Source organism: Streptomyces sp. CB02959 (assembly GCF_002803155.1).
In the GTDB taxonomy this organism is placed as follows: domain Bacteria; phylum Actinomycetota; class Actinomycetes; order Streptomycetales; family Streptomycetaceae; genus Streptomyces.
Map to the genome: position 1 here is coordinate 203,014 of NZ_NNBP01000011.1, position 24,048 is coordinate 227,061.

Consider the following 24,048-nt stretch of genomic DNA (forward strand, 5'->3'; position numbering starts at 1 on the left):
GTGCGGCGGCTGTTGCCTGGTGATCTGCCACGATGAGGCGGCCCGATCGCGATCTGTGCGCGGTGTCTCCGCGTGGTGAGAGGAGTGGCCCGGTGAGCACGACTTCCCTCAGTTCGGCCGTGATGACCCACCCCGTGCGCGAGCAACAGGCCGCGGCGCTCGCCGCCCGACTGGGGCTCGGGGGCCTGGCACGCGACCCGGACCCGGACGGTCCGCCGTCCGCGTTGCGGACCGCGCTGGTGGCGTGGGCGGCGCGGGCGGAGGGAGCCGGGCACCACCTGGTCGTCCAGGACGACGTTGCGGCGCCGCCGGAGCTGTTGGAGCTGGTGGCCGGATCGGTGGCGCGGTTTCCGGACGAGGCGTTGATCTTCTACACCAACTGGCACGCCCGCAACGGAGCCGCGGCCCGACTGGCGGCGCTGGCCGGGGCGGGGTGGGTGCGGGCGGTGCCGGAGGAGTTCGCGCCGACGCTGGCCATCTGCCTGCCGGCGCACACCGCGGACGCGTTCCGGGCGTTCGCCGCGGACACCGCCGAGCGCCATGACGACGAGGTGATGGCGGCGTTCCTGCGCGCCGAGGGGCGGTCGGGGCTGCTGGCGGTGCCGACCGTGGTCGAGCACATCGGGACGAGCAGCATCAACGGGCATGCCGCGCAGGGGATCCGGCTGGCGGTGTGCCCCGTGGGGGCGGCGGAGGCGCGTCCGCTGCTGGACCGCGGATGGGTGCTGGAGGAGCTGGACTGGCTGCCGTACATGCGGTACGGCGAGGGGTACCTGCGGCCAGCGGGGCACGAGCACGACGCCGATCCGCGGCGGCACCTGCGGTGGACCGAAGCGCTGCCGCACACCGGCCTGACCGAGGGGCGGGTGTGGGACGTGGTGCGGCGGCACCGGCCCGAGGACGCCGCGGCCTCGGTGGGGCGCCTCTTCGGGCGCGCCTTCGCGGACGAACTGTGGATCCACTGCCTGCTGTTGGGTCGGCAGGCCGAGGACGCCGCGCGCCGGCACGCGGCCCGACTGGCGGCGGCCGGGCCGGTGGGCGAGGCCGCGGCCCGGGTCCGGGCCGCCGCGCTGTCCACGGTCGGCCCGGCCGGGCTGCCCCCCGAGCGGCGGCCCGAACTGCTCCCGGAACACAACGCGCTCATGGCGGCGTACGCGGACGGCGCGGTGCGGTGCGGCGGACTGCTGCTCGGGTCGGCGGCGGAGCTGCTGGGGGAGGTTCAGTAGGTGCGGACGTCGTGGGTGATCCAGACGCAGGGTTCCCAGTAGGCGCCGCGGTCGCGGGAGTGGTCGATGTCGAGGGGCGCCAGGCCGTCGGGGAAGACGTAGCGGCCGTCGTCGGGGAAGGCCATCTGGGTCCATGCCTCCCATTCGGCGACGGTGCCGGTGATGCGGGAGGACTCCGCCACCGCCGCGGCGATGGTCCCGCCCTGGCGGACCTGGGTGCGGATCCACGGGTCGAACGGCGCGCCGTCGGCCCGGGTCCACGACGCGTAGCGCTCGATGGGGGTGAGCGGGTAGCGGGCCTTCCAGGTGGGGCGGATCGGGACGATCACATGGGAGAGGCCGGCGGCGCGGGCCATCTCGGCCATGTGGTCCAGGAGGCGGGTGGAGTACCCCTTGCCCTGATGGGCGGGGGCGATCTCGATGCCCAGGGCGCAGAGGGCGTCCGGCTTCGCCCCGGTGTCGTGGTCGCGGAAGGCCGCTTCGATGGAGGCGTCGAGGCCGGTGCCGAGGCCCTCGGGGGTGCCGTCCCAGGTACGCGGGAGGGTCCGGCCGGTGCCGAGCACGGTGTCCGTGGCGGTGTCGTGGAGAAGGAACTGCTGGTCGGGGAAGTCGGTGAACAGACGGTCCCAGAAACCGGCGTTGATGTCGCCGTGCAGGTTGTATTCGGGGACCACGCCGGCGAATTCCCCGGTGATCCGGTCCCACAATTCCGGACGCTGGGAGTGGTGCACGAACTCCAGGGTCATACGGCACTCTCCTGCGACTCTCCGGGCTTTTCCGCGGCCCATACGACGACCAGCGGCAGGTCCTTCCAGGCGGCCCGTGCGGCGTCCGCAATGGCCTCCTCGTAACCTCCGGGCGCCAGCCGGTCGTTGAAGAGCGGTTCGTGGCATTCCCGTACGGTCAGTCCGGCGGAGTGGAAGGCGTCGAGATAGCGGCCGGGCAGATGTACGTGGTTGCGGACGAAGGCCAGTTGGTCCGCGCCGTGCACGAATACGCACTGGCCCTGGAGGGAGATGACGAACGGGTGCAGGTCGGAGAGGATGATCCGGCCGCCGGGGCGGAGCACCCGCGCGAGTTCGGCGATCCCCGGGGAAACGTCCGGGAGATGCGTCATGGCCAGCGAACAGACCACGAGGTCGACGCTTTCGTCGTCGACCGGGAGGCTTTCCAGCCGACCGCGCCGGAATTCCGCGCCGGGCACCTTGCGGCGGGCCTGCGCCAGCATTTGCGGTGACTGGTCGACGCCGATGGTGCGGTAGCCGCGGGCGGCCAGGGCGGCGGTCTGACGGCCGGTTCCGCAGGCCGCGTCCAGGGCGGTGCCCACCGGCCCGCGGTCCAGCAGCCGGTGCACCACCGGCTCCTCGACCTCGATGTATGCGCTGGGCAGGGAGTCGTAGCGGGTCGCCCAGGAGGCGTAGCCGTCCGCCACGTCCAGTTCGTCGAGCGGGGTCCCGCCGTCCGGCAGTGCGGTGCCCTCGCCGGTGACCAGTGCCCGGATCTCCTCCACCCGGGCTTTCAGGAAGTCCTCGTCGGCGTCCAATGCGTGACGGAGCAACGCCATGCCCTCGACGCCCAACATCAGTTCACGTACCCGGAATTCTTGGTCCATTTCCCGCTGTCTCCCTTGGCCGGAATTTCTGTTGTCGGTGCCTCGTCCGCGCTCCTAGCATGACGCGCGTGATAGAGGGATATATGGAACGTGAGAGCGTGCCAGCCGGTCGGCGTCTCGGATTTCATGTGTCGACGACTGCCGAGGAATTCAGGGTCCGCTTCTACCGCCTGGGGAAGGAACTGTCCTTCATGGTGGAAACCGGACCGTATCCGGGGGTTCCGGCCGCTCCGCCACTGCACCCGGACGGCGTCCCCGAGCACGCCTCGCCCGCCGTGGACTGGAATTGGCCGGAGTATCACCACACCCTTCCCGAGGACTGGCCGCCGGGAATCTATCTCGCCCATTTCATCGAGGGCCCGGAACATCGTTCCCGGCAGGTGCCGTTGCTCGACGACTCCGGAATCGAGGGTTTCGGACGGGAGTTCTTCGTCGTCCGCCCGGCCCGGCCCGCGGCGACCGGCGCACGTATCCTCTACAAGAAATCGACGTACACCCGGCACGCGTACAACCGCGCCGACCGGGCGGACGTCCAGCGGGCCGCCAGTCTCTACGACAACCCCGTCCACCGGCAGGCAGGTCCGGACGGGCCGCGCGGCCACCGGCTCAGCCTGCACCGGCCCGGCGGGGTCATCGACCTCGCCTACTGGGACGCGCCGTTCATCGCCTGGCTGGAGCGCAGCGGCTACCACGTCGACTACTGCACCGACCTCGACCTGCACGAGGACCCCGGGCTGCTCGACCCCTACCGGCTGCTGCTCAGCGTCGGCCACGACGAGTACTGGAGCGCGGCGATGCGCGGCCACGTCGACCGGTTCGTCCGGGGCGGCGGGAACGTGGCGTTCCTGAGCGCCAACACCTGCTGGTGGCGGGTCCACCCGGTGGACGGGAACACCGCGTTCGTCTCCGACACCGACCACCACGTCGGTACGGAGTACCCGCACCTCCCGGCCACCGACCAGTGGTGGCCGGCCCCGCCGGACGGCGTCGGCGAACCCGAGAACGCCCTGACCGGGGTGAGCTTCCGCAACGGCGGGATGTGGCCGGGCGAATGGCCCGGCGACCGGCCGCGCGACGGCTACCGGGTGCAGCACGCGGACCACTGGGTTTACGAGGGCACCGGGTTGCGGGACGGCTCCGACGGCGGGCCGGCCGACGCCCTGGGAGCGGGCACGGCGTTGATCGGCTACGAGTGCGATGGCGCGGCCTTCGCCCGGGACGCGGACGGCGTGGCGCACGCCACCGGGGCGGACGGTACGCCCGAGTCCTTTCTCATCCTGGGGATCTACCTCCTCGATCCGGTGCACGACGACTTCCACCACCTGAAATGGGGCCACTGGAACTGCCCGGCGCGCGAACCGGCGATCACCAGTCCGCGCGCCGCCACGATGGGGCTCTACACCGCCGGCGGCACGGTGTTCACGGCCGGGACCACCGACTGGCCGGTGGTCTGCGGCCGGGAACTCGACGCCGGCGTCGTCCGGGTGACCCGCAACGTGCTGGATCGGCTCGCCGGTCCGGGCCCGGCTACAGCAGGCCGCTGAGCGCGGCCAGTGAGCGGATGCGCGCGGCCCCGTCCGGGAGTGTCGGGGCCGCCCCCGCCACCGCCCGGTCGGGGCGCCACAGGTGCACCGCCCGCATCCCGTGCGCCAGAGGGCCCGCGACGTCCGCCTCCCACATGTCGCCGACGAACAGGGCCTGTTCGGGGCGGAGTCCGCACCGTTCCAGCACCGTCCGGTAGATGAGGGGATGCGGTTTGCGGGCTCCGGCGCGGGCCGAGGGGACCGCGACGTCGACCAGTCCGGCCAGCCCCACGTCCTCGATGGCGCGGTCCAGGTCCCAGTACCAGTTGGAGCAGACCGCCACCGTGAGGCCGCGGGTGCGCAGCCCGGCCAGCGCCGCCGGCACGTCGTCGAAGAGGGCCAGGTGCAGGTCCTTCATGGCCCGATCGATCTCGGCGGCCAGCGGACCGGCCTGCGGCGCGGGTACGCCGCAGGCCAGCGCCCGTCGCCGGAGCCGGTCCAACTCCCAGGCTCTGTAAGCCCGTTCGCTGGTGGAGTGTGCGGTGTGCTCCTCGCCGTCCCGCGGTCCGACGGCCCACTGGTCGCCCCACGCGTCGGCGGCCTCGGCCAGGCCCCGGCGGAGGAAGAGCGGCCGGTGGTCGGGTGGCAGGGGTTCGACCAGCCGCACCAGCGTGCCGTAGAAATCGAGGATCACGCCCCGGACGGCGGGCCGGCGGGGCGGCGACGGGTCCGGCACCGTCCTCAGTACCGTCCGTGGCGGTGCGGGAAGTAGTCCTCCAGCGTGCCTTCCCGTTCGATGTCGAAGGTGGCGCAGTGCAGTCCGCCGCCGAACGGGCCCACCGCGCGGAACGGCACCGGCACGATCTCGAAGCCGTAGCCGGACAGCTGGTCGGCGAGGGCCACTTCCTTCTCCTCGATGCACAGGGTGTTCGGGTCGAGGTTGAGCATGTTTCCGGCCAGCCACGGGCTGCAGTACGACAGTTTGGGCGGATGGTCCCAACTGGCCGGCTGGACCGCCTCGATGATCTCCCAGTCGTTGCGCCGGAAGAACTCCATCAGCTCGGCGTCCGCGAGCCGCTCACCGCAGTGCAGCACCAGTCCGGGACGCAGCGGCACCCAGGTGGCGTCGATGTGCAGCGGGTGGGTGTTGGTGGAGGTCACCACGTGCACCCGGTGGTCGGGGAAGTGGCGTTTGAGCCACTGGTAGCCGCTGCGGTTGGTGACGAAGGACAGCTGGACGAAGAGGTCCTTGCCGAAGCGCGCGATGTCCGCCGCGTCGAACAGCGGCTCCTCCTCGGTCAGGACGAGGTCGTAGTCCCGCACCCGGGCGAGCTGCACGTCGGTGGGGAGGGAGTTGTAGGTGTCCCAGAAACCCGTTTTGTAGGAGGCGTCGGTCAGCCGGGGCTTGGGGGCCGCCTCCCAGCGCATCCGCGGGTCGGCCCTGAACAGCTCCTGGAGCAGTGGCCGGTAACAGAGGTACTCGAACCAGCGGCTGCGGTACGACATGGTGGCTTCGAGGATCTCGTTGCCCACGGTCAGCAGCAGATCGCGCGGCGGCATGCAGCCGGACATGGTCTCCTGGGCCCAGTCCGGGGTGCTGACCTGCTGGTTGAAGTCGACGGGCGCGGGGCGGTCGACGCGGATGCCGCGGCGGCGCAACATCGCGGCGAAGGCGTCGAGTTGCTCGTTGGCCTCGGCGGTCATGTCGGCCGGCATCGGGCCGTGGGTGCCCAGCGGGAACCCGTCGTCGGGGAAGTCCCGGCGGACCGCCGGCTCCGGGGCCTGCACCACCGCGTTGTCGGCCCGTCCCACGACGACGTGCCGCAGGGGATCCCAACCGTTCCAGGCGTTGACCTGTACCGGGCGGGTGGCCGGATCCGCGGCCGTCGTGTCGTACTCAGTCACGTGCAAACCCTTCGATAGGGGACGTGGGTGACACCCGAGCAAAACTGAGGCAGTGGAGGCGGCACCGTCAAGAGCCGATCATTCGGGCAGCGCGCCTTTTGCGTCAAAACAACGGCGGCTTTGCCGCGGCGAATGCAAGATCAGCATATGGTCCGGCCTGCCGTACGGCTGTTTGCGGAATATTTCGACGGCAAGTTCCGGCCGTCGGATTTTCTGGCCGGAAAGACTCCACGAGGTGAGAGGCGAGGTGCCCGGGGTAGATACAGCCGGTTCCGACAACCCGACGGAGGAGATCATGGCCGAACGCATCTCCCGTTTGGCGGCGGGCCTGGCGGCAATGGTTGCGCTCGGCGCGGTGGCCGGTTGTGGCGGCAACAAACCGGTCGCCGCCGCGGACCGGACCGGAGAGCTCACGGTCTGGCTGACCGTGGACGCCCAGGAGAGCTGGCCGGCGCTGGTGACCGAGGTCAACGACCGCTTCCGGAAGACCTATCCCAAGATCAAGGTCACCGTGCAGTACCAGCAGTGGACCACGAAGAACCAGAAGATCGACGCCGCACTCGCCGGGCGGAAAGTCCCCGATGTGGTCGAAATGGGCAACAGTGAGACCACCAATTACATAGTCAACGGCGCCTTTGCGCCGGTCGATCCGAAGAAATTCGATCACTCCACGGAATGGCTCCCGGCGCTCCGCGACGCCTGCCGCAACGACGGCAAGACCTACTGTGTCCCGTATTACGTAGGTGCCCGAGTGGGCATCTACCGCACCGATCTCCTCGCCCAGGTCGGAGTGGACCGGGCCCCCCGCAGCTATCCCGAACTCCGCGCCGACCTCGACAAACTCAAGGCGAAGTTCGGCGCCGCCGACAAGAATTTCTCCGCCTTCTACATGCCCGGCCGCTATTGGAACGCGGCGATGGCCTTCGTCAAGGACGCCGGTGGCGAGATCGCGGTGCGCAAGGACGGCCGCTGGCACGGCGCGCTCTCCTCCGCCCGGTCCGTGGCCGGACTCACCGCCTGGAAGGACCTCCTGGACGCCTACTACACCGGCGACCGCTCCAAGGACAACGGCGACGAACCGGGCGTCGTCGGCCAGGGCAAGGTCGGCATGTTCTACGGCAACACCTGGGAGGCCAAGGCCGCCACCGACAGCAGGTCGGGCGGCGACCCGGCGCTGCGCGGCAAGTTCGCCACGTTCGCCTTCCCCGGCCCCTCCGGCAGACTGCTTCCGCCGTTCCTGGGCGGCTCCACCCTGGCCATCCCCGCCAAGTCGGGCAACCAGGACCTGGCCCAGGACTGGATCCGGCTGTTCACCGACCGCACCTCGCAACGCCGCCTGATAGCCGCCGACACCCTGCCCAACAACACCGCCCAGCTCCGGGAGGTGGCGGCCGGCGGCATCAACGGCCCGGCCGCGCGGGCCGCCGAAACCGGCTGGGTGACCCCGCTGGCCCCCGGCTGGGGAGCCGTCGAGAAGTCCAACGTCCTCCCGGAGATGCTCCAGGACATCGCGACCGGGAAACAATCGATCCCGGACGCCGCGCGGGCCGCGGACCGCCGTATCGACGCAGTGATCAACGAGCGCTGACGGCCGTGGGGACCGTGGACCTGCCGGGACCGCCCCGCGCCGCCCGGCCGCCGCACCGGCCGCGGACGGACCGGGCCACCCGCCCGCGGCGCACCGTCCGGCGGCGGGTACTGCCGTATCTGCTGATCGCGCCGACCGTGCTCGCGCTCGCCGCGGTCCTCGGCTACCCGCTCGTCGACCTGGTGCTGCTGTCCTTCCAGGACATGACCCGGCGCGAACTGTTCTCCGGGGCCGCGCCCCCCTACGCCGGGCTCGCCAACTACCGCTCGATCCTCTCCGACGGCTTCTTCTGGACCGTCGTCGGCCGCACCGCCCTGTTCACCGTGGCCTGCGTCGCGGCGACGATGGTGCTGTCGCTCCTGGTGGCGCTGCTGATGCGACGGGTGGCGCCGTGGGTGCGGACCACGATGACCGGCGTCCTGGTCGCCGTCTGGGCGATGCCGGTGATGGTGGCGGCGTCCATCTTCCGCTGGCTCTCGGACGCCGACTACGGCGTCGTCAACTGGCTCCTCGGCCTGCTGCCGGGACTCGACTTCAGCAAGCACAACTGGTTCGAGAACCCCTGGCAGGGCTTCGCCGTCATCACCGGCGTCGTGGTCTGGGGCGCCGTCCCGTTCGCCGCGCTGACCCTCCAGGCCGCGCTCAGCCAGGTCCCCGCCGAACTGGAGGAGGCGGCACTGGTCGACGGCGCCCGCCCCGGCCAGCTGTTCCGGCACGTCACCTGGCCGGTGATCAAACCCTCCGTCGTCCTGGTCACCTCGCTCAGCGCCATCTGGGACTTCGGGGTGTTCAACCAGATCTGGCTGATGCGCGGCGGCCAGCCGGAGAAGGAGTACTACCTGCTCGGCGTCTACTCCTTCATCGAGTCCTTCGCCGTCAACCGCTACAGCGCCGGCGCGGCCATCGCCGTCCTCACCGTCCTGATGCTGCTGGTCGGCGCGGTCGTCTACGTCCGCCAGCTCGTCCACCTGGGAGCGGCCGAGTGAACACAGCCCCTGGCACCGGGAGCGCACCCGGCGCCCGCCGCCGACGCCGCGCCGCGGCGAACGTCCTCGGGCTCGCCTTCAGCGCCGTGATGGCCTTCCCGCTCTACTGGATGCTGCTCACCGCCTTCCGCCCGGCCACCGAGATCCACGCCGACCCGCCGCACATCTGGCCCGACCACCTGACGCTGGAACACTTCCGCCGCGCCCTGGGCACCCCGACGTTCTGGGCCAACGTGCGCTCCAGCGTCCTGATCGGCGCCGGCACCGTGCTGGTCTCCCTGCTGATCGGGGTCCTGGCGGCGTTCGCCCTCGCCCGCTTCTCGTTCGCGGGGCGCAAGGCCCTCGTCCTGGTCATCCTCGGCGTGCAGATGGTCCCGCTGGCCGGCCTGATCATCCCCCTCTACCTGCTGCTCAGCGACGCCGGACTGACCGACAGCCTGCCCGGCGTGATCCTCACCTACCTCGTCTTCATGCTGCCGTTCACCGTCTGGCTGCTGCGCGGCTTCATCGCCGCCGTCCCGGTCGAGCTGGAGGAGGCCGCGATGACCGACGGCTGCACCCGCCTCGGCGCGTTCCGCCGGGTCGTGCTGCCGCTGCTCGCCCCGGGCCTGGTGGCGACCTCCATCTACGCCCTGGTCCAGGCGTGGAACGAGTACGTCCTCGCCTACGTCCTGCTGTCCAGCAACGACAAACAGACCCTCAGCATCTGGCTGGTGTCCTTCCAGACCAGCTTCGGCACCGACTACGGCGCACTGATGGCCGGCGCCACCCTCACCGCCCTCCCCGTCGCGGTCTTCTTCGCCTTCGTCCAGCGGCGGATCGGCGCGGGCCTGACCACCGGCGCGGTCAAAGGGTGACCCGCCGAAGACGGGCCGCCGGCACCGCCACGGCCACCTGCCGTTGAGCCGCCGCGCCCACCAGCCGCCCGCGCCCGACCACCCCCACGGGCATACCGCCCAGCGCCATGTGGCACGCGCTCGGCCGGCGGACCGACGATCCGCCGGTGTACGCAACCTCCGACCTTGCAGGAGATCACGTGACGTTCGACCGTCTCGACCTGGTGTCCAAGCTGTACCAGCCGTCCGGCTGGCCGCGGATCCTCGAAGCGGCCACCGGGACCCGCTCCAGCGGCCCCTTGGTCGTGGACCTGGACCCGACGACCTTCTGCGACCTGGCCTGCCCCGAGTGCATCAGCGGAAAGCTGCTCAACCAGGGGCGTTTCACCCCCGAACGGCTCGCCGAACTGGCCGGTGAACTGGTGGAGATGCAGGTCCGGGCGGTGGTCCTGATAGGCGGCGGGGAACCCCTCGCCCACCGGGGCACCCGCCAGGTCTTACGGGTCCTCGGCGAGGCCGGCATCGCGATCGGCGTGGTCACCAACGGCACCCTGATCAAACAGAACCTCGCCGAACTCGCCGCCTACGCCTCCTGGGTGCGGGTGTCCATGGACGCCGGCACCAGCGAGACGTACCGGCGCTTCCGCCCCGACCGCAAGGGCCGCAGCGTCTTCGACAAGGTCATCGCCAACATGCGGCTGCTGGCCGAGGCCAAACGCGGCGCCCTTGGCTACTCGTTCCTCGTCATGACCCGGCAGGAGCCCGACGGCACCGTCGTCAGCAACCACCACGAGGTCCTCCAGGCCGCCGAACTCGCCCACGACATCGGCTGCGACTACTTCGAGACCAAGGCGATGTTCGACGACGGACACCACGTCATCCAGGTGCCGGACGAGATCCTCGCCTCCGTGGACGAGCAGCTCGACAAGGCCGCCGTCCTGGCCGGCGACGGTTTCGAGATCGTCAACTCCTCGACGCTGACCTCCCTGCGGAACCGGGTCGGGCCCGTCCAGGACAAGGACTACCACCGCTGCCGGGTCGCCGAACTGCGCACCCTGGTCACCCCGTCCGGGGTGTACGTCTGCTCGTATCACCGGGGGAACGCCGGCGCTCGGATCGGGGACGCGGTCACCGAGAGCCTCCCCGAGATCTGGCGGACCTCGGACCGCGGCATCGTCGACCCGAGCCGCGACTGCCGCTTCCACTGCGCCCGCCACCGCTCCAACCTCGAACTCGACAGGATCGGGGCCGGCACGGTGGCGGGCACGGTGTCCGCACCGGAACCCGGCACGGACTACGACCCGTTCATCTGAGGGGCGGGCGCGGGGACCCCGCCCACAAGGTCGGGGACCCCGCCTACGAGGTCGGTGCCGCGGCGATCTCCGGTGCCAGGCCCGCCGCGGCCCGGGCCGGGATCACCCGGGCCCGGGGGTGCGCCGGGCCGAGCGCCCGCCGCAGCCGCGCCACCACCTCGGCCTGGTCGGCGGCCGGACAGACGCCGACCAGCGCCCCGCCGCCACCGGCCCCGCTGAGCTTCAACGGAAGCCCGACGGAGCGCAGGGCCAGCTCCCGCAGCTCCTCCAACAGCGGTGTGGACATGCCCTGGAGGTCCCGCATCGCGCGGTGCGCCCGACTCATCGCCGCACCGAGGCCCGCCAGATCACGGTCCCGCACGGCCTCCCACACCGCGGCCGAAGCCGCGTCGGTCCGCTCCCGGTACGCGGCGAGCCGGGCGTCCCCGGCGGCCAGCTGCGCGCGCACCGAGCGGATGTGGTCGCTGGTGTCCTTCCGGGTCGCCGAGTCGAGCACGACCACCGCCCACTCCTCGGGGAACGCGGTCCGCCGCCGGATCTCCGGCAGACCGGTGGTCCGCCCGTCGAGCAGCAGCAGACCGCCCGCGATGACCGCGAGATGATCCATGCCGCCACCGTTGAAGATCGCGAACTCGAACTCGTACGCCCACTGGGCCAGCGTCCGCGCCGGGACCGGCCGATGCGCACCGCCCCCGGCCGCCGGCACCGCGGCCCCGGTGAACGCCCGGAACAGCGCCACGATCAGCGCGGTCGACGACGACAGTCCGCTGGCCGCCGGCGCGTCGCTGTGCGCGGTCACGGCCGGCGGCCGGGCGCCGAGGCCGGGCAGCCGTTGCCGCAGGAACGCCCACACCTCCTCCGCCCAGGCACCGGGGAGCCGTCCGGCACCGCCGTCCGGCACCGCACCGGCGTCCGCTGCCGCACCGGCGGGCGGCCGGGCACCCGGCGGCCGCACCGTGACCGAGGTCATCAGGTCCAGCGCCAGGCTGACCGACCTGCCGCCCAACCAGTCCAGGTCCTCCCCGGAGAGGCAGGCCCGGCACGGCACCACCGCGGGCCCCGCCGTCAGGGCGGCGCCGGGCACCGCAGCCGCTCCCTCTTCCGCTCCGGACACTGTCGTCGGTCCGTTCATCGGGCCTGGAACCTTCCGGTCGAGCTGAACTCCCGGAACATCTCCAGGACCACAGCGGTGGGCGGATGCAGCGGACCCGGCGGATCCGCCAGCACCCGGAACCGCGCCCGGGTCACCTCGTCCCGGCCGGGGGAGAGCACGCCGGACCACCGGCGGGCCACGAAACAGAGCGCGAAGCAGTGGGTGATGTCGCCATTGGGATAGGTCAGGGTGTGGACCGAGGGGTCGGACAGTGAGCCGAACGCCTCCAGGTCGCCCCGCTCCACGCGCAGCCCGGTCTCCTCCGCCAGCTCCCGCTGGGCGGTGCCGGCGAAGTCGCTGTGCTCCTCGCACGCACCGGCCGGCAGCTCCCACACACCGTTGTCCGCGCGTTGCTGGAACAGCCCCCGGCCGGCCGCGTCCAACAGCAGGACCTGGGCACCGGGCACGAGGAGCGACCGACTGCCCACTTTCTGCCGCAGCTCCCAGAGGTACGAGCCGACATAACTCACCTGGATGTCACCTTTCCTGGCGTCTTGTCCATATGTGTGGTGGCAGGTTGTCATGCGGCGGGCTCGGCGGCCAGCCATCCCGGCACCGCGTGCGGGGTGGCGGACAGCCAGCGCACGTACCGCTCCACGCCCGCCCGGACGTCGATCCGCGGCGACCAGCGCAGCAGTTCACGGCAGAGCCCGGTGGCCGCATAGCCGCCCAGCGGATCGCCCTCCGGTAGGGGAGTGGTGACGAAGTGCGCCCCTGGGAAATGCGGGGCGATCAGCTCGCCGACCTCGCGGACCGATGTCGGCACACCCGTACCGACGTTGACGGTCGCCCCGGCCATCCCCTCCTCGACGAGGGCGAGCGCGGTGGCCGCCGCCACGTCCTCGACGTGGACGAGGTCCCGCACCTGGACCCCGCCCCCGTTGAGCCGCATCGGGCGGCCCAGCCGCGCCTGCATGGACAGCCACGCCACCATCCACGAGTGGCTGCCGGGCTTGGGGATCTGCGGATCGCCGTAGACCGAGAAGTACCGCAGCACCGCGTACTCCGGGGTGTCGGCACCGCTCAGCAGCAGCCGGGTCTGATGCTCGGCCCAGAGCTTGGAGTTGGCGTACACCGACACCGGGTGCGGCTGCTGCTCCTCGCGGAAGACCTGCGGCCCCCGTATGGCGGGATCGCCGTTCCCGTACACCGCGGCCGACGAGACCAGCACCAGCCGGCGCACGTCGGAGGCCGCGACCTCCTCCAACACCACCTCGGTGCCCTGGACGTTCGCGCGGAAGGCGATGTCCGGCCGCCGGGTGCAGGCCGCCACGTCGGCATAGGCCGCGGCATGCACCACGTAGTCGGCCCCGGCGAGCACGCGGCGTACCGCTTCACGGTCGCGGATGTCCCCGACCACCATGTCCGCCCCGAGACGGTCGACCCCGAAGAGTGTGGAGTGCACCGCATCCGGATAGGCGTCCAGCCGGTCCAGGATCGTCACTTCGGCGTCCGCCCGGCGCAACAGCCGGACCACCCGACTGCCGACCAGTCCGGCACCGCCGGTCACCACCACCCGGGAATCCCGGAGTTTCTCCAGGCGGGCCTCCACCGATTCCTCGAAGACATCGTGCGCCGGACTCCCTGTTCCGGCAGCGCCATTACCGTTCGCATTGTCGTGCGCCCCGACGTTCTTCTTTCCGTTCACCGTTCCGGGCATGGGTGCCTCTCTTCCCGCATAACGGAGCACGAGTCGGCCCGGCGTGGGCCAGCGGTCAGCATGTCCGGCGCTGATTCCGGTGGCCAGAGCGCCATTTCGGCAGTCTTGCGGCGCGCATCCGGACCGCCGTACTGTCCGGATTCACCTGTGCCGGATCGACCCGGCCCGACGCAAAAGCCCGGCGGGCCGGAAAAGCGGAGAACCGGAGGAATTGATGACGCCTTATCGGCTGAGCGGAGCCGTGATGACCCACCCCAAACGCCGTGCGGCGGCGGAACGGCTGGCGCGGTCCGCGCCACCGGGAGCGCTGCACGTCGTCATGGATCCCGATCCGGCCGGCAAACCGTCCGTATTGCGGACCGCACTGTGCGCCTGGGAGGCAATCGAGGACGGCGCCACCCATCAGCTCGTCGTCCAGGACGACATGATCCTTTCCGATACGTTCTTCGCACGCGCCCGGATGGCGATTGCCGAGATGCCGCACGCCGCTCTCGCGCTTTTCGCGCTCTGGGACTCCCGGAACGGCGCCGCGGTGCGTTTCGGTGCCCTGACGGGCGCTCGATGGGTGGGTGCCGTCAACGAGTACTTTCCCTGCGTGGCCATCATTCTTCCCAGGGAAGTCGCCTCCGGTTTTGCGGCTTTCGGTCGCCGCCACCTCGACAGTTGGCCCGACGACATCCTGATGAACCGCTACTTACGCGCACACGGAATCCCGTCATACGTTTCGGTGCCCAGCCTCGCCGAACACGAGGACCACGGCAGCATCTCCGGCAATGCCTTCCGCGGGCCGCGCCGTTCGGTGTGCTTCGTGCCCCAGGACGTTCCCGGGTGCGAAGGGGCGCGGCTGACCGGCCTGCGGGTGCTGCCGTTCTTCAAGCAGGGCGTGGCGCAGTGCGCGGTACGCGTCGACGACCCCGGCGACGGTCCCGCCCAGGGCGCCGGCCACTGGCTCCACCTCGACTGCGAGCAGTACCTGGAGGGCGTCGGAGTCCGCCCGGAAAGGCACCAATCAGCCATCGTGCGAATGGCCGAAGTCACTACCCCCGAGGCGGCCAAGGGAGCCTGGCTGACCGCCTTCACGATGGGATTCGTCCACCGGAGGGACGGACTCCGCTGCGATCCGGCGACCACCGGTCCCGACGGCCCCTCCGGCCCGGCTCCCGTACCGGACGCCGCAACGGCCCCCGCAACGGACGTCGTGCCGGACCCGGCGGTGCTCGCCGAAGCCCTCGCCACCGTGGGCCCCGGCGGGATCAGCTATGCCCAGTCGGAGGACCGGATCGCCGAGCAGCGGGACGAACTGGCGCGGATCACCCTGGCCGGTCTGGAAGCCGGCCACGAGGCGGCCGAACGCGCCCGGCCGGCCCGCCGGTTCCAGGCCGAGCCGTCCGCATCCCGCCGGAACGATTCCCACCAGGGCGCCCCCCACCGAAGCACTTTCCGCCGGTCCGATTCCCGCCGCCCCGACCCCGACCACGGCGCTGCCGACCGCAGCGACCCCCACCGCAGCGACCCCCACCGCGGTGATCCCGACCGCAGTGCCGCCGAACGCATGGATGCCGACTCAAGCGATCCCCTGCCCGTCGAGGTGATCGGTGCCGACACCCCCCTCGGCGAACACCTCGTCCGCGGGCTGACCGACGCCGGGCACCGGGTCACCACCTCGACCCACCGGCCGACCGGCCACCCCACCCCCGCACTCCTGGACCTCACCGCCCTCACGTTCCCGCAAGCCGAGCCGCCCGGCATCCGCTCCACGCTCACTCTCACCCTCCAACTCCCTTCCCTTGCAACCGAGTTCGCCCTCCGCCTCGGCGACCTCTACGGCCCCGGGTGCCCCCACGACTCGCGCATCGGCCGTCTGGTCTGGGACGCCTTGCGCAGCTACCCCCTGACCCTCGACGACCCTGCCGAGCGGCTGCGCCCCCTGCATACCCGCGACCTGGTCGCCGCCCTGGCGGGGCTGCTCCGCACACCGCCCCCGGAAGGAGTGGTCGGCCTGGCGGACGCCCCGGTCACCGCCGCCGAACTGGCCGAGGCCGTGCGCACCGCGGTACGCCCCGTCCCCCTCGCCCCACCCGGTCCCGCCGCGCCTCCCACCTCCGAGGACGCCGCCTGGCCCCCGCCCCCACCCGGCTGGAAGCCGGTCACGGAGCTCCACTACGGACTCCACACCCACGCCCAGTGGCTCGCCTACGAAGGCATCCACCTCGCCATGGAGGTCTGACCTCCGGGCCGACCGCCCGCCCCGCGCGCCGGGGCGGGCGGCGCCTCCCCGGCAACGGGCAACGGGCAACGGGCAGTGGGCAACTGGCAAGGCGTGTCGTCTGATTGCCGGTACCCCGGCGCATGCATCCACGGCCGTATACCCACCCTGTATACGCGACGCGTATACAGCGCATGTATAGTCGCGTCATGATCATCGACTTCCCCCCACTCGGCCTGCCCGCATCCGTTGACCACTGGCGAAGGCGCGGCGCGACCGCCCTCGGCTCTTGGGCCGCACGAAGGGCCGGTGCCTGATGTCGCAGGCCGTTCGCGAACGGAAGTCGGGCCCCGTGGCCATCGGTGGGTCGCCACGTGCCGGCCGGCGCTGGGACTGGCCGCTGCTGGTGGCCTGCGGGGTCTCCGCGCTCGTGGTGGGTCTGCTGTCACCCGCCGACACGGCGCAGGAAGCTTGGGGCCTGGCCGCCGCGTTGGGGTACGGCTGCGCCGCCCTGATCGCGGCGAAGTCGTCCACGCCGTGGGCGCCGGCCCCGGCCGTGGTCGCGGTCGTCGGGGCGGCGGTCGTCCCCCTGCTATACCTGACGGTGATCAACAAGGCGCAGATGGAAGTCGGCGTGGTGGAACGGGCGGCCGACCTGCTGTTCGCCTCCGGCACCCCGTACCACCCCACACCGCAGGCGGTCCGGGACTTCAATCCCTACCTCCCCGGTATGGCGCTCTTCGGGATACCGCACATGCTGTTCGGCGACACCCCGTTCACCGGCGCCCGGTTGTGGTTCGTCATCGGCTTCCTCGCGGCCGTGGCGGGGGCCGTGCGGGTGCTGACGCACGGCCGGAACCCGAGCATCGGTCAGGCCACCGCTTCGCACGGCACCACCGGCCGGACCGGCGTGCTGTGGCTGATCGCCTGCCCCGTCGTCGCGCTCCCGCTCACCATCGGCGGCGTGGACCCGCCGGTCATCGGACTGATCTGCCTGGCCCTCGCCTTCACCCGGCGCGGCGATGCCGGACGCGCGGGCCTGGCCCTGGGGTTGGCGGCCGCGCTGAAGTGGACCGCCTGGCCGGCCATCCCGGTGCTCATCGCCGTCCTCGCGGTATCCAACGGGAAGCGCGCCGCGGCCAAGTGCGCGGCGGGCTCCCTGGGGATCGCCGTGTGCGCCGTCCTGCCCGTGGCCCTTGCGGACACCGGCGCGTTCTACCAGAACGTCGTCCTCTACCCGTTGGGCCTCGGCCCCACGGCGTCCTCCGCACAGAGCCCCCTGCTCGGGCACCTGATCAGCACGCTCGTCCCCCACGGCGAGACGGTCACCGTGGTACTCATCGCGCTGAGCGCCCTGGGCGTGGGGGCATCGCTCCTGTTCCGCCCGCCGCGGAGCGCCGTGGCCGGTGCCGACCGGCTGGCGCTCGGCCTGATCCTGGCGATCGTGCTGTCCCCGGCGACCCGCATCGGCTACGCCATCTACCCCGTCGTCCTGCTGGCCTGGCCCCGCTTCGCCGCCGGCTTGTCGTCGGACCGGTCCGACGACCACCGCCACCTGCCGGCGCCGACGGCGGACCGGCGGGACCGGATGGCGTCGGTCTCCTACCTCCCCCGCTGAAGGTGACGGAGGCGACGCTCGGCTGCGGGGTGCGGCTCGGGTGTGCGGGATTCGGTCCCGGTGCCCGTGCCGCCGCCCCTGCGGCACGTCCGCCCGGCGGGCGCCCTGAAGCCGGTCACCGAACTCCGCGCGGAAGCACGGCAGTTGACTGATGCCGCCCCGCCGCCCGCCGCCCGGCTACCGTCGACCGCCCACCGGAACGGAAGCCGGTCCCCGCGCACCGACCGGATGGTGGTGGGGATCGCTCCCCACCACCGCCGTCAGGCTGCCGCGTACACCGGCTGCCGGATCGCCATCGCGTTGAGCCGGATCGCGCACTGCGCGATGTCGTCCATCGTCAGCGCACCGGCCTGGTCCGCGCTCAGCGCGATCGTCACGTTCACGCAGAAGGCCAGGGCGTAGACGTACCCTTCGGTCTCCTCGTCCTGGAGCGCGAACAGCAGGTCGTAGTAGTAGCTCGTGGTGTCGGGGGAGTCACCGTAGAAGGAGAGGTGGGGCCCCTTCTGGCCGCCCAGGCCGACGAAGACATCGGTGAGCGCGGCCTCGGCGCGCTCCCAGAAGGCGGGGTTGCCGAACCGCTCGGAGAGCGCCTGGCGGACTGCCTCCCTGAGCGACATCACCATGACGCCGACGGGCGCCGTCTCCTGGAGTCCCCAACCCCGAACGATCTTCACGGTCGAACTGTCGGGGATGGCGCTCGCGGCCCGGCTGATCTCGCCGAAGTCGAAGTCCACGGTGGCCGGCGCAATCGCGTACTGGAACGTGTCGGCAATGGCCTGGGTCTGCTCCAGGGCCGCGGGGCTCACCTCGAAGACCGTCCTGAAGGCCGTCTTCTCGGCGGTGGGTTGGTCGGACATGACTGCTCCTCACGTGCGGGAAAGATCGCGTCGCGCCGACGGGCAAGTATGCCCCTGCCGCTCTCCGCCCCTTCCGCCACCCTCACCCCGGAGCCGCCAGGCCGCCCGCGTCACCGGCGTCACCGCGCTCCGCGCCGTCGGCCGCACCGGTGGAACCCCTTCGCAACCCCGGCGTCGCCATGCCCACCAACACCACCGCCACCAGGCACAACACCCCGCCACTCACCAGCGCCGTCACCCCCGACGTCGCATCCGCCACCACCCCGCCCCGCATGTTGCCCACGTCCGGACCGGCCTGCCCCACGATCTGTTCGGCGGCGCCGACCCGGCCCAGCAGCGCGTTCGGGGTGTGCGCCTGGACGAGGGTGTTCCGGGACACCACGGAAACGGTGTCCGCCGCACCCGCCACGACCAGGCAGACCAGCCCCGGCCACCTGCCGGGGACGAGGCCGAACAGGGTGAGCGCCAGGCCCCAGCCCGCCGATCCGCCGAGCATGACCAGACCGGGCCGGGGAAGCCGGGTGAACGTCCCGGAGAAGAGCGACGCACCGATGCCACCGACCGCGATCGCGGACAGGAACAGGCCCAGCGTGCGCGGATCGCCCCCGAACCGCTCGGCGTTGACCAGCGGGAACAGGCTGATCGGCATCGACAGCACGGTGGCTGCCAGATCCGTCAGCAGCGCCCCGCGGATGACGGGCGTGCGGACCAGGAAGACCAGCCCGTCCCGGACGCCCCGCAACCCGGAACGGGCCGCCGCCCCGCCCTCCGCGGTGATCGACGGCAGGCCGCACGCCCCGTACAGCGCCCCGGCGAAGCTGACCGCGTCGATCGCGTAACAGGCACCGACCCCCAGCCCGCCCAGCACCAGTCCGGCCAACGCCGGTCCGGCCAACATCGCCCCCTGGAAGGAGATCCGCCGCAACGCCAGCCCGGCCGCCAACTGCTCCCGGGGCAGCAATGCCGGAACGAACGTCTTCGACGCCGGACCGCCCCCCGCCACGAAACAGGACTGCACCGCCACCAGCAGCACCACCCCCACCACCGGTACGCCGCCGACGAACGCCTGCACCGCCAGCAACACCGAGGAGACCGCCTGCCCGGCCGTCATCGCCAGATAGAACTTCCGCCGGTCCACCCGGTCGACGACCGCCCCCGCGAAGAGCCCCAGCGCGATGAGCGGCACCGCCTGGGCCAGCGCGACCGCACCGGTCCAGGTGGTGCTGTGCGTCGTCTGCCAGACCTGGAACATCACGGCGACCACCGTCATCTGGCCACCGAACCCGGACAGCGTCTGCCCGACCCACAGCCGCCGGAAGGCCCGCGACGCACGCAGTGGGGTGATGTCGACCAGCGCGCGCCTCATTCCCACGCGGGATCCTCGGCGAGCTTCTCCGCGATCCGGTCGTGGAAGCTCTTGCGTGCCAGCGCCTGCTCGATGTCGACGACGACCCGGCTGAGCGGATACGGCACCTCCGCCTCGATCTCGGCGACCGCGGCCTCGGTGGCCCGCCACTCCGCCGCCAGCCGCCCGATGATCTTCCGGGTCTTCGCCGTCAGCGTCACCTTCTTGCTCCGCGCGTCCTCGCCGGGCACGGTCTCGACCCAGTCGGCCGCCCGCATCGCGGCCACCTTCTGACTGAGCGCCGAATGCGTGAGGCCGACCGACTCCGCCAACTCGCCGATGGTCATCGGCCCGCAGGCGTTGAGCCGCAGCAACTCCCGTACGAAGCTCGGCTTCAGCCCCTCGATCCGCCGCTCCGAGTAGAGCCGCGCGATCTCCGCGTCCATCACCTCCTGGAGCACCCGCAACGGCCGCCAGAGACTCTCCCGACTGGGATCGCTCACGGCCCCCTCCGCAGTGCCCCGCCCGTCCGCTCTCTCCGCACTCATCCCGCCACAGTAACAGTGCTTATATAAGCGCTGTCATGTTCAACGGCGAAGTCGATGACCGAGGTTGGCGCTCGGGGTGATGGGCGCCGACGTCAGCCGGGCGCCGGGCCGTCGGGTGACGACCGGCCCACCGAGTGCTGTGCCGCGGCGGCCGACAGGACCGCGTCGGCGAGTTCGCCGGGCGACCGGCCGTCCCCGGAGTCGAGGTGATCGAGGCCGAGACGGTGGACGACGGACAGCATGAGCGCTTGGTAACGCTCGGTCCGGGCCAGGAACTTGTCCATGAGGTGCCGTTCCTCCGCCGTGGCCGTCGCGTAGCGTCCGCCGTCGTGCACCCGGGTCCGCACGACGCACCGGTCCGCGGTGAGCCATACGGCGGCGGTGTGCGGAACCGCCAGCCCGGCGACCTGCGCGGGCCACAGCGCCGAACCCTCCAGGACCAGCCCCGTCTCCGCCTCCTCGCCGGTCGCATGGGCGGTGATCAGCGCCTCGATGCGGGGCCAGAGCCGACCGTAGTGGTCGAGGACCGATGCGATCAGTTCGTCCACCGGGAGCGTGGCGTAGTGCTCGGCGACGTGCGCCGGGACGGCCCGTTCCGGTGTCCGCCAGGGGCGCCCCGGATGCCGGGCCAGCCTGTCCGTCGACCGATAGGCGAACCGCAGCCGCTCCGCGACCACTTGGGCCACCGTGGACTTGCCGACATTCGAGGTCCCTCCGATGAGCACCACCCGCACGTCGCGCATGCCGGCGACCCTAGCCCAGCCACCGGCCGACGGCACCGGTGAAGCGGCCGCCGGCACAGCGATCCGGCCAGCGGCCCACTTCACCCACCTGCACCGTCCTTCACCGTCGACGAGGCGCGGGGGCTCCCCGTCGATCCTGATCCGCGGTCAGTCGCCGTCCCCTCCGGCGGCAAGGCGACGTGCCGCCCGTCGGCCCGCGTAGCGCTCCTTGCGGTTGCCGGCCTTGACGAACCGCTGCCATTCCCTGGTGCACCCGCGCGCATGGCATCCCGCGCAACAGGTGCGGCCGAACAGCAGCATGCCGGGGTGTTCCCACCGGCACCGGGTGTCGGGGGCCTCCCGCGTCGGCTCGGGCGGCAGGTCGCAGGCGCCGTAGCGGTGGTCGTGGACCGGCCGTGGGCCGTGCTCGGCGTGGCGCACCCACAACGGCTTCGTTTTGTCCGTACGGGACATCTCGTTCCTTCCGGAACCGCCGCCCGGACTCCCGGACTTTCCGGGCGGGCGGCTGGGTTCGCCACTTCACGGCGCCACACTCCTTCCTCGAACCACGGTGCCCTCCGCGGGAGCGGAAAGCCTTCCAGGCTATCCGGCGGCGCCCTGGGCCGCACCCGAGTTACGCCGCGGCCGGTTCGACGCCGCGTTCCTCGTGGCGACGGCTGCGTAGGGTGGCCGGAGAGGGCGGGCCGTCGTACGAGGCAGAGTTGTGGGGAGTGTTGGGGAGTGAGGGGTGCGTGATGGGTGACGACCTGGGCATGGGCGACGACCTGGGCATGGGTGACGACCTGAGCTACGACGAGGTGACGACCGCGGCCGGGCGGATCGCCGGGCAGGTGCGGCCGCTCGCCGTCGCACCGCTCGACGCGGCGGCGTTCCGGCGGGGCACCACGGGAACGGCGGCGGGCCCGGAGGAGCCGCCCGGCCGCGATCCGGTGTGGTTGGGGTTGGAGTACCTGCAGCGCACCGGGTCGTTCAAGGCACGTGGCGCGCAGAACTTCCTGCTGGCCCACCGCGCCGCCGGAACCCTGCCGGACGTCGGCGTCGCCATCGCCTCCGGCGGCAATGCGGGACTGGCGTGTGCCTGGGCCGCGCAGCAGCAGGGAGTGCCCGCCACCATCTTCCTGCCGGAGACCGCACCCGAGGTGAAGGTCGCGAAGCTGGCCGCGTACGGGGCCGATGTGCGGCTCGTGGGCGCGGAGTACGCGGAGGCACTGGCGGCGTGCCGGGAGTTCGTCGCCGCGACCGGTGCGCTTGCCTCGCACGCCTACGACCACCCGCTGATCGCCGCCGGCGCCGGAACCGTGCTGGACGAGTTCCGCGCCCGGGTGCCGGACCTGGACACCGTCGTCGTCGCGGTCGGCGGCGGGGGACTGTTCGCGGGGGTGGCGGCCGCCGCCCGGTACCACGACATCCGCGTCATCGCCGCCGAACCGGAGCACTGCTGTGCCCTGAACGCCGCCGTACAGGCCGGACGGCCGGTCGACGTCGCGGTGGATTCGGTGGCCGCGGACTCACTGGGCGCCCGACGGGCCTCCGCGCGGGCCCTGCACGCCGCGCAACAGGACGGCGTGTACTGCGTGACCGTGTCCGACGCCGAGATCGTGCGGGCCCGCCGCACGCTGTGGGCGGAGCAGCGCATCGCGGTCGAGCATGCGGCGGCCACCGCGCTGGCCGCCTGGGCCGCGTGGCGGACGAGCCCCCTCGACACCGGGGACGACTGGCCGCCCCGCAGGAGTACGGAGCCGGGCAGGGGCACGACGACCGGCATCGTGCTGTGCGGAGCCAACACGGACGTCCGGACGCTGGCCGACGAGCCGGGGCGGCAGCCTGCGGGCTGAGCGCGGCGGCCTGCGGGTCGCGGGCTCGTCGCGCACCGTTGGCGGCGCGTCCGGCGGCGGGCCGCTCAGCGATCGACCGTGATCTCGACGTGGACCGGGGGCGCGCCCGCGGCGGTGACGGTGAAGGCCGCGGTGCCCGCCGCGTCGCCGGCCTCCAGCCGAGGGGTCTCCGCGTAACCCTGCGGGTCGGTGAGCACGGTGACGGTGGCCTGGTCGCCCTCGAAGAGGGCCTGCTGACTCAGCGAGTCCCAGGCGAAGGTCACCGGCAACTCCGTTACCGGCTTCTGGTCGTGACTGTCCACCACCCGGGCCTTCAGCCGGTGGGGGAAGGTCTGGTGGTGACCTGCGTGCTGCCCGGTTCCGCCGGCCGGCTGGATGGTGTACGTCGTCCCGCCGTGGTCCGCTTCCGCACTCATACCGTCTCTCTCCTGACTGGCTCTGGACCGTCCCGCGGCCGCGTGCCGGCGAGGTGCGGCGGGGGCTCGGGCGGCCCTCGCGGAAGGGCGGCCCCCGCGGAAGAACGAGCGGCTTCCCGGGCCCATGCCGGCGCCCGTTCCCACCGGCGGCTACCAGTAGTGTCGCCGTCCGCCGACAGCGTGCCCCACCGTGCCGAGCAGCCACAGGACCGCGCCGATGACGAGGAGGATGATGCCGATGGTCCACAGGAAGGACAGGCCGGTCAGAAAGCCGATGATGAGCAAGATGATGCCGAGAACGACCACGATGTGCTCCGATCTCGTTCGAGTGTTCCCTTTTACTGTGTGCCTCAGCCGGAGTAACGGCAACTCCTCTCCCAGCAGGGCCGGACGGGCGTAACAGCCCAGGTCACGCCCGGTGTCGGCGCGCCGGGACCGGACGATCGGCCCGGGACGCCGCAGGCTCCTCGCAGTAGCCTGAAAGGTTTCGGCCGCGGCGGTGTCCGACGGTACGGACCAGCAGCGGACGGGGCCCGGCGGGATTCCCCACCACTCCCGGCCGGGGCAGCACCGCGCCCGGCAGCCGGCGACGCCGACCGGGTGCCTTCGAGGGAATACCGGCCGGTCGCGTTCGGTGACCGCCCAGCGGTGATACCGGTCCCTTCAGGGCCCATGGCA

23 protein-coding genes are annotated in these 24,048 nt (G+C 71.9%); 9 read left to right on the forward strand and 14 right to left on the reverse strand.

Features of this window, described 5'->3' with window-relative positions; genetic code table 11:
- Positions 1-92 precede the first annotated feature (92 nt).
- Positions 93-1,226, forward strand: a complete 1,134-nt coding sequence (locus CG747_RS19745) for a hypothetical protein (RefSeq protein ID WP_257980535.1) — start codon at positions 93-95, stop codon at positions 1,224-1,226.
- On the opposite strand, the gene CG747_RS19750 is transcribed toward CG747_RS19745, so the two are convergent.
- Positions 1,220-1,972, reverse strand: a complete 753-nt coding sequence (locus CG747_RS19750) for a GNAT family N-acetyltransferase (RefSeq protein ID WP_100603081.1) — start codon at positions 1,970-1,972, stop codon at positions 1,220-1,222. The genes CG747_RS19745 and CG747_RS19750 overlap by 7 nt on opposite strands.
- Positions 1,969-2,838: a class I SAM-dependent methyltransferase gene (locus tag CG747_RS19755; protein WP_100603082.1), complete on the reverse strand. Its 870-nt coding sequence runs from the start codon at positions 2,836-2,838 to the stop codon at positions 1,969-1,971. The genes CG747_RS19750 and CG747_RS19755 overlap by 4 nt, the downstream gene beginning before the upstream one ends.
- A 128-nt stretch (positions 2,839-2,966) precedes the next feature.
- On the opposite strand from CG747_RS19755, the gene CG747_RS19760 reads away from it, so the two are divergent.
- Positions 2,967-4,382 (forward strand): N,N-dimethylformamidase beta subunit family domain-containing protein, encoded by a 1,416-nt coding sequence (locus CG747_RS19760; protein ID WP_100603083.1) that lies wholly within the window; start codon positions 2,967-2,969, stop codon positions 4,380-4,382.
- Here the strand turns inward: CG747_RS19760 and CG747_RS19765 are convergent.
- The gene (locus CG747_RS19765) at positions 4,366-5,055 is read right to left on the reverse strand and encodes an HAD family hydrolase (RefSeq protein ID WP_257980536.1); all 690 of its coding nucleotides are present in this window, start codon (positions 5,053-5,055) and stop codon (positions 4,366-4,368) included. The genes CG747_RS19760 and CG747_RS19765 overlap by 17 nt on opposite strands.
- Positions 5,056-5,102: 47 nt before the next feature.
- Complete coding sequence (locus tag CG747_RS19770) at positions 5,103-6,266, reverse strand: serine/threonine protein kinase (protein ID WP_100603085.1); 1,164 nt, start codon at positions 6,264-6,266, stop codon at positions 5,103-5,105.
- Between the two features lie 295 nt (positions 6,267-6,561).
- Here CG747_RS19770 and CG747_RS19775 point away from each other — a divergent pair, with 295 nt between their 5' ends.
- The 4 genes from CG747_RS19775 (at position 6,562) to CG747_RS19790 (ending at position 10,989) form a co-directional block, all read left to right on the forward strand.
- Entirely contained in the window at positions 6,562-7,854 is a 1,293-nt protein-coding gene (locus CG747_RS19775) for an extracellular solute-binding protein (RefSeq protein WP_100603086.1), read from the forward strand.
- A 5-nt stretch (positions 7,855-7,859) separates the two neighbouring features.
- Positions 7,860-8,840 carry a carbohydrate ABC transporter permease gene (locus CG747_RS19780; RefSeq protein WP_100603087.1) on the forward strand — a complete coding sequence of 327 codons (981 nt, stop codon included), beginning with the start codon at positions 7,860-7,862 and terminating at the stop codon, positions 8,838-8,840.
- Positions 8,837-9,697: a carbohydrate ABC transporter permease gene (locus CG747_RS19785; RefSeq protein WP_100603088.1), complete on the forward strand. Its 861-nt coding sequence runs from the start codon at positions 8,837-8,839 to the stop codon at positions 9,695-9,697. The genes CG747_RS19780 and CG747_RS19785 overlap by 4 nt, the downstream gene beginning before the upstream one ends.
- A gap of 179 nt (positions 9,698-9,876) precedes the next feature.
- On the forward strand, positions 9,877-10,989 hold the full coding sequence (locus CG747_RS19790) for a radical SAM protein (protein WP_100603089.1): 1,113 nt from the start codon (positions 9,877-9,879) through the stop codon (positions 10,987-10,989).
- A gap of 43 nt (positions 10,990-11,032) precedes the next feature.
- Here CG747_RS19790 and CG747_RS19795 read toward each other — a convergent pair whose 3' ends face one another.
- The 3 genes from CG747_RS19795 to CG747_RS19805 are packed head-to-tail and all read right to left on the reverse strand — an operon-like array spanning position 11,033 to position 13,802.
- A complete protein-coding gene (locus CG747_RS19795) occupies positions 11,033-12,073 on the reverse strand; it encodes a galactokinase (RefSeq protein WP_257980537.1) in 1,041 nt (346 codons plus the stop codon).
- A 44-nt stretch (positions 12,074-12,117) separates the two neighbouring features.
- The gene (locus CG747_RS19800) at positions 12,118-12,612 is read right to left on the reverse strand and encodes an NUDIX domain-containing protein (protein WP_180985613.1); all 495 of its coding nucleotides are present in this window, start codon (positions 12,610-12,612) and stop codon (positions 12,118-12,120) included.
- Between the two features lie 50 nt (positions 12,613-12,662).
- Entirely contained in the window at positions 12,663-13,802 is a 1,140-nt protein-coding gene (locus tag CG747_RS19805) for an NAD-dependent epimerase/dehydratase family protein (protein WP_308303791.1), read from the reverse strand.
- Positions 13,803-14,046: 244 nt separating this feature from the next.
- Between CG747_RS19805 and CG747_RS19810 the strand changes: the two genes are divergently transcribed.
- Both CG747_RS19810 and CG747_RS19815 read left to right on the forward strand, forming a co-directional pair.
- Positions 14,047-16,029, forward strand: coding sequence for an NAD(P)-dependent oxidoreductase (locus CG747_RS19810; protein ID WP_100603093.1), 1,983 nt, complete (start codon positions 14,047-14,049; stop codon positions 16,027-16,029).
- A gap of 331 nt (positions 16,030-16,360) precedes the next feature.
- Positions 16,361-17,626, forward strand: coding sequence for a glycosyltransferase 87 family protein (locus tag CG747_RS19815; RefSeq protein WP_257980538.1), 1,266 nt, complete (start codon positions 16,361-16,363; stop codon positions 17,624-17,626).
- 260 nt (positions 17,627-17,886) lie between these two features.
- Here CG747_RS19815 and CG747_RS19820 read toward each other — a convergent pair whose 3' ends face one another.
- The 5 genes from CG747_RS19820 to CG747_RS19840 all read right to left on the reverse strand — a co-directional run bounded on the left by CG747_RS19820 (position 17,887) and on the right by CG747_RS19840 (position 21,572).
- On the reverse strand, positions 17,887-18,483 hold the full coding sequence (locus CG747_RS19820; RefSeq protein ID WP_100603094.1) for a Type-2Aa cytolytic delta-endotoxin: 597 nt from the start codon (positions 18,481-18,483) through the stop codon (positions 17,887-17,889).
- Positions 18,484-18,565: 82 nt separating this feature from the next.
- Complete coding sequence (locus CG747_RS19825) at positions 18,566-19,849, reverse strand: MFS transporter (RefSeq protein WP_219621493.1); 1,284 nt, start codon at positions 19,847-19,849, stop codon at positions 18,566-18,568.
- Positions 19,846-20,331 carry a MarR family winged helix-turn-helix transcriptional regulator gene (locus tag CG747_RS19830; protein ID WP_257980539.1) on the reverse strand — a complete coding sequence of 162 codons (486 nt, stop codon included), beginning with the start codon at positions 20,329-20,331 and terminating at the stop codon, positions 19,846-19,848. Before CG747_RS19830 ends, CG747_RS19825 begins: the two co-directional genes overlap by 4 nt.
- Before the next feature lie 137 nt (positions 20,332-20,468).
- Positions 20,469-21,119, reverse strand: coding sequence for a hypothetical protein (locus CG747_RS19835; protein ID WP_180985615.1), 651 nt, complete (start codon positions 21,117-21,119; stop codon positions 20,469-20,471).
- A gap of 147 nt (positions 21,120-21,266) precedes the next feature.
- Positions 21,267-21,572: a hypothetical protein gene (locus CG747_RS19840; protein WP_100603097.1), complete on the reverse strand. Its 306-nt coding sequence runs from the start codon at positions 21,570-21,572 to the stop codon at positions 21,267-21,269.
- Between the two features lie 317 nt (positions 21,573-21,889).
- On the opposite strand from CG747_RS19840, the gene CG747_RS19845 reads away from it, so the two are divergent.
- Positions 21,890-22,954 carry a serine/threonine dehydratase gene (locus tag CG747_RS19845; RefSeq protein WP_100603160.1) on the forward strand — a complete coding sequence of 355 codons (1,065 nt, stop codon included), beginning with the start codon at positions 21,890-21,892 and terminating at the stop codon, positions 22,952-22,954.
- Positions 22,955-23,019: 65 nt separating this feature from the next.
- On the opposite strand, the gene CG747_RS19850 is transcribed toward CG747_RS19845, so the two are convergent.
- Together CG747_RS19850 and CG747_RS47350 are read right to left on the reverse strand one after the other, a co-directional pair.
- Entirely contained in the window at positions 23,020-23,370 is a 351-nt protein-coding gene (locus CG747_RS19850) for an Ig domain-containing protein (RefSeq protein WP_100603098.1), read from the reverse strand.
- A gap of 150 nt (positions 23,371-23,520) precedes the next feature.
- Complete coding sequence (locus CG747_RS47350; protein WP_146022111.1) at positions 23,521-23,676, reverse strand: DUF6131 family protein; 156 nt, start codon at positions 23,674-23,676, stop codon at positions 23,521-23,523.
- Between the last annotated feature and the right edge of the window lie 372 nt (positions 23,677-24,048).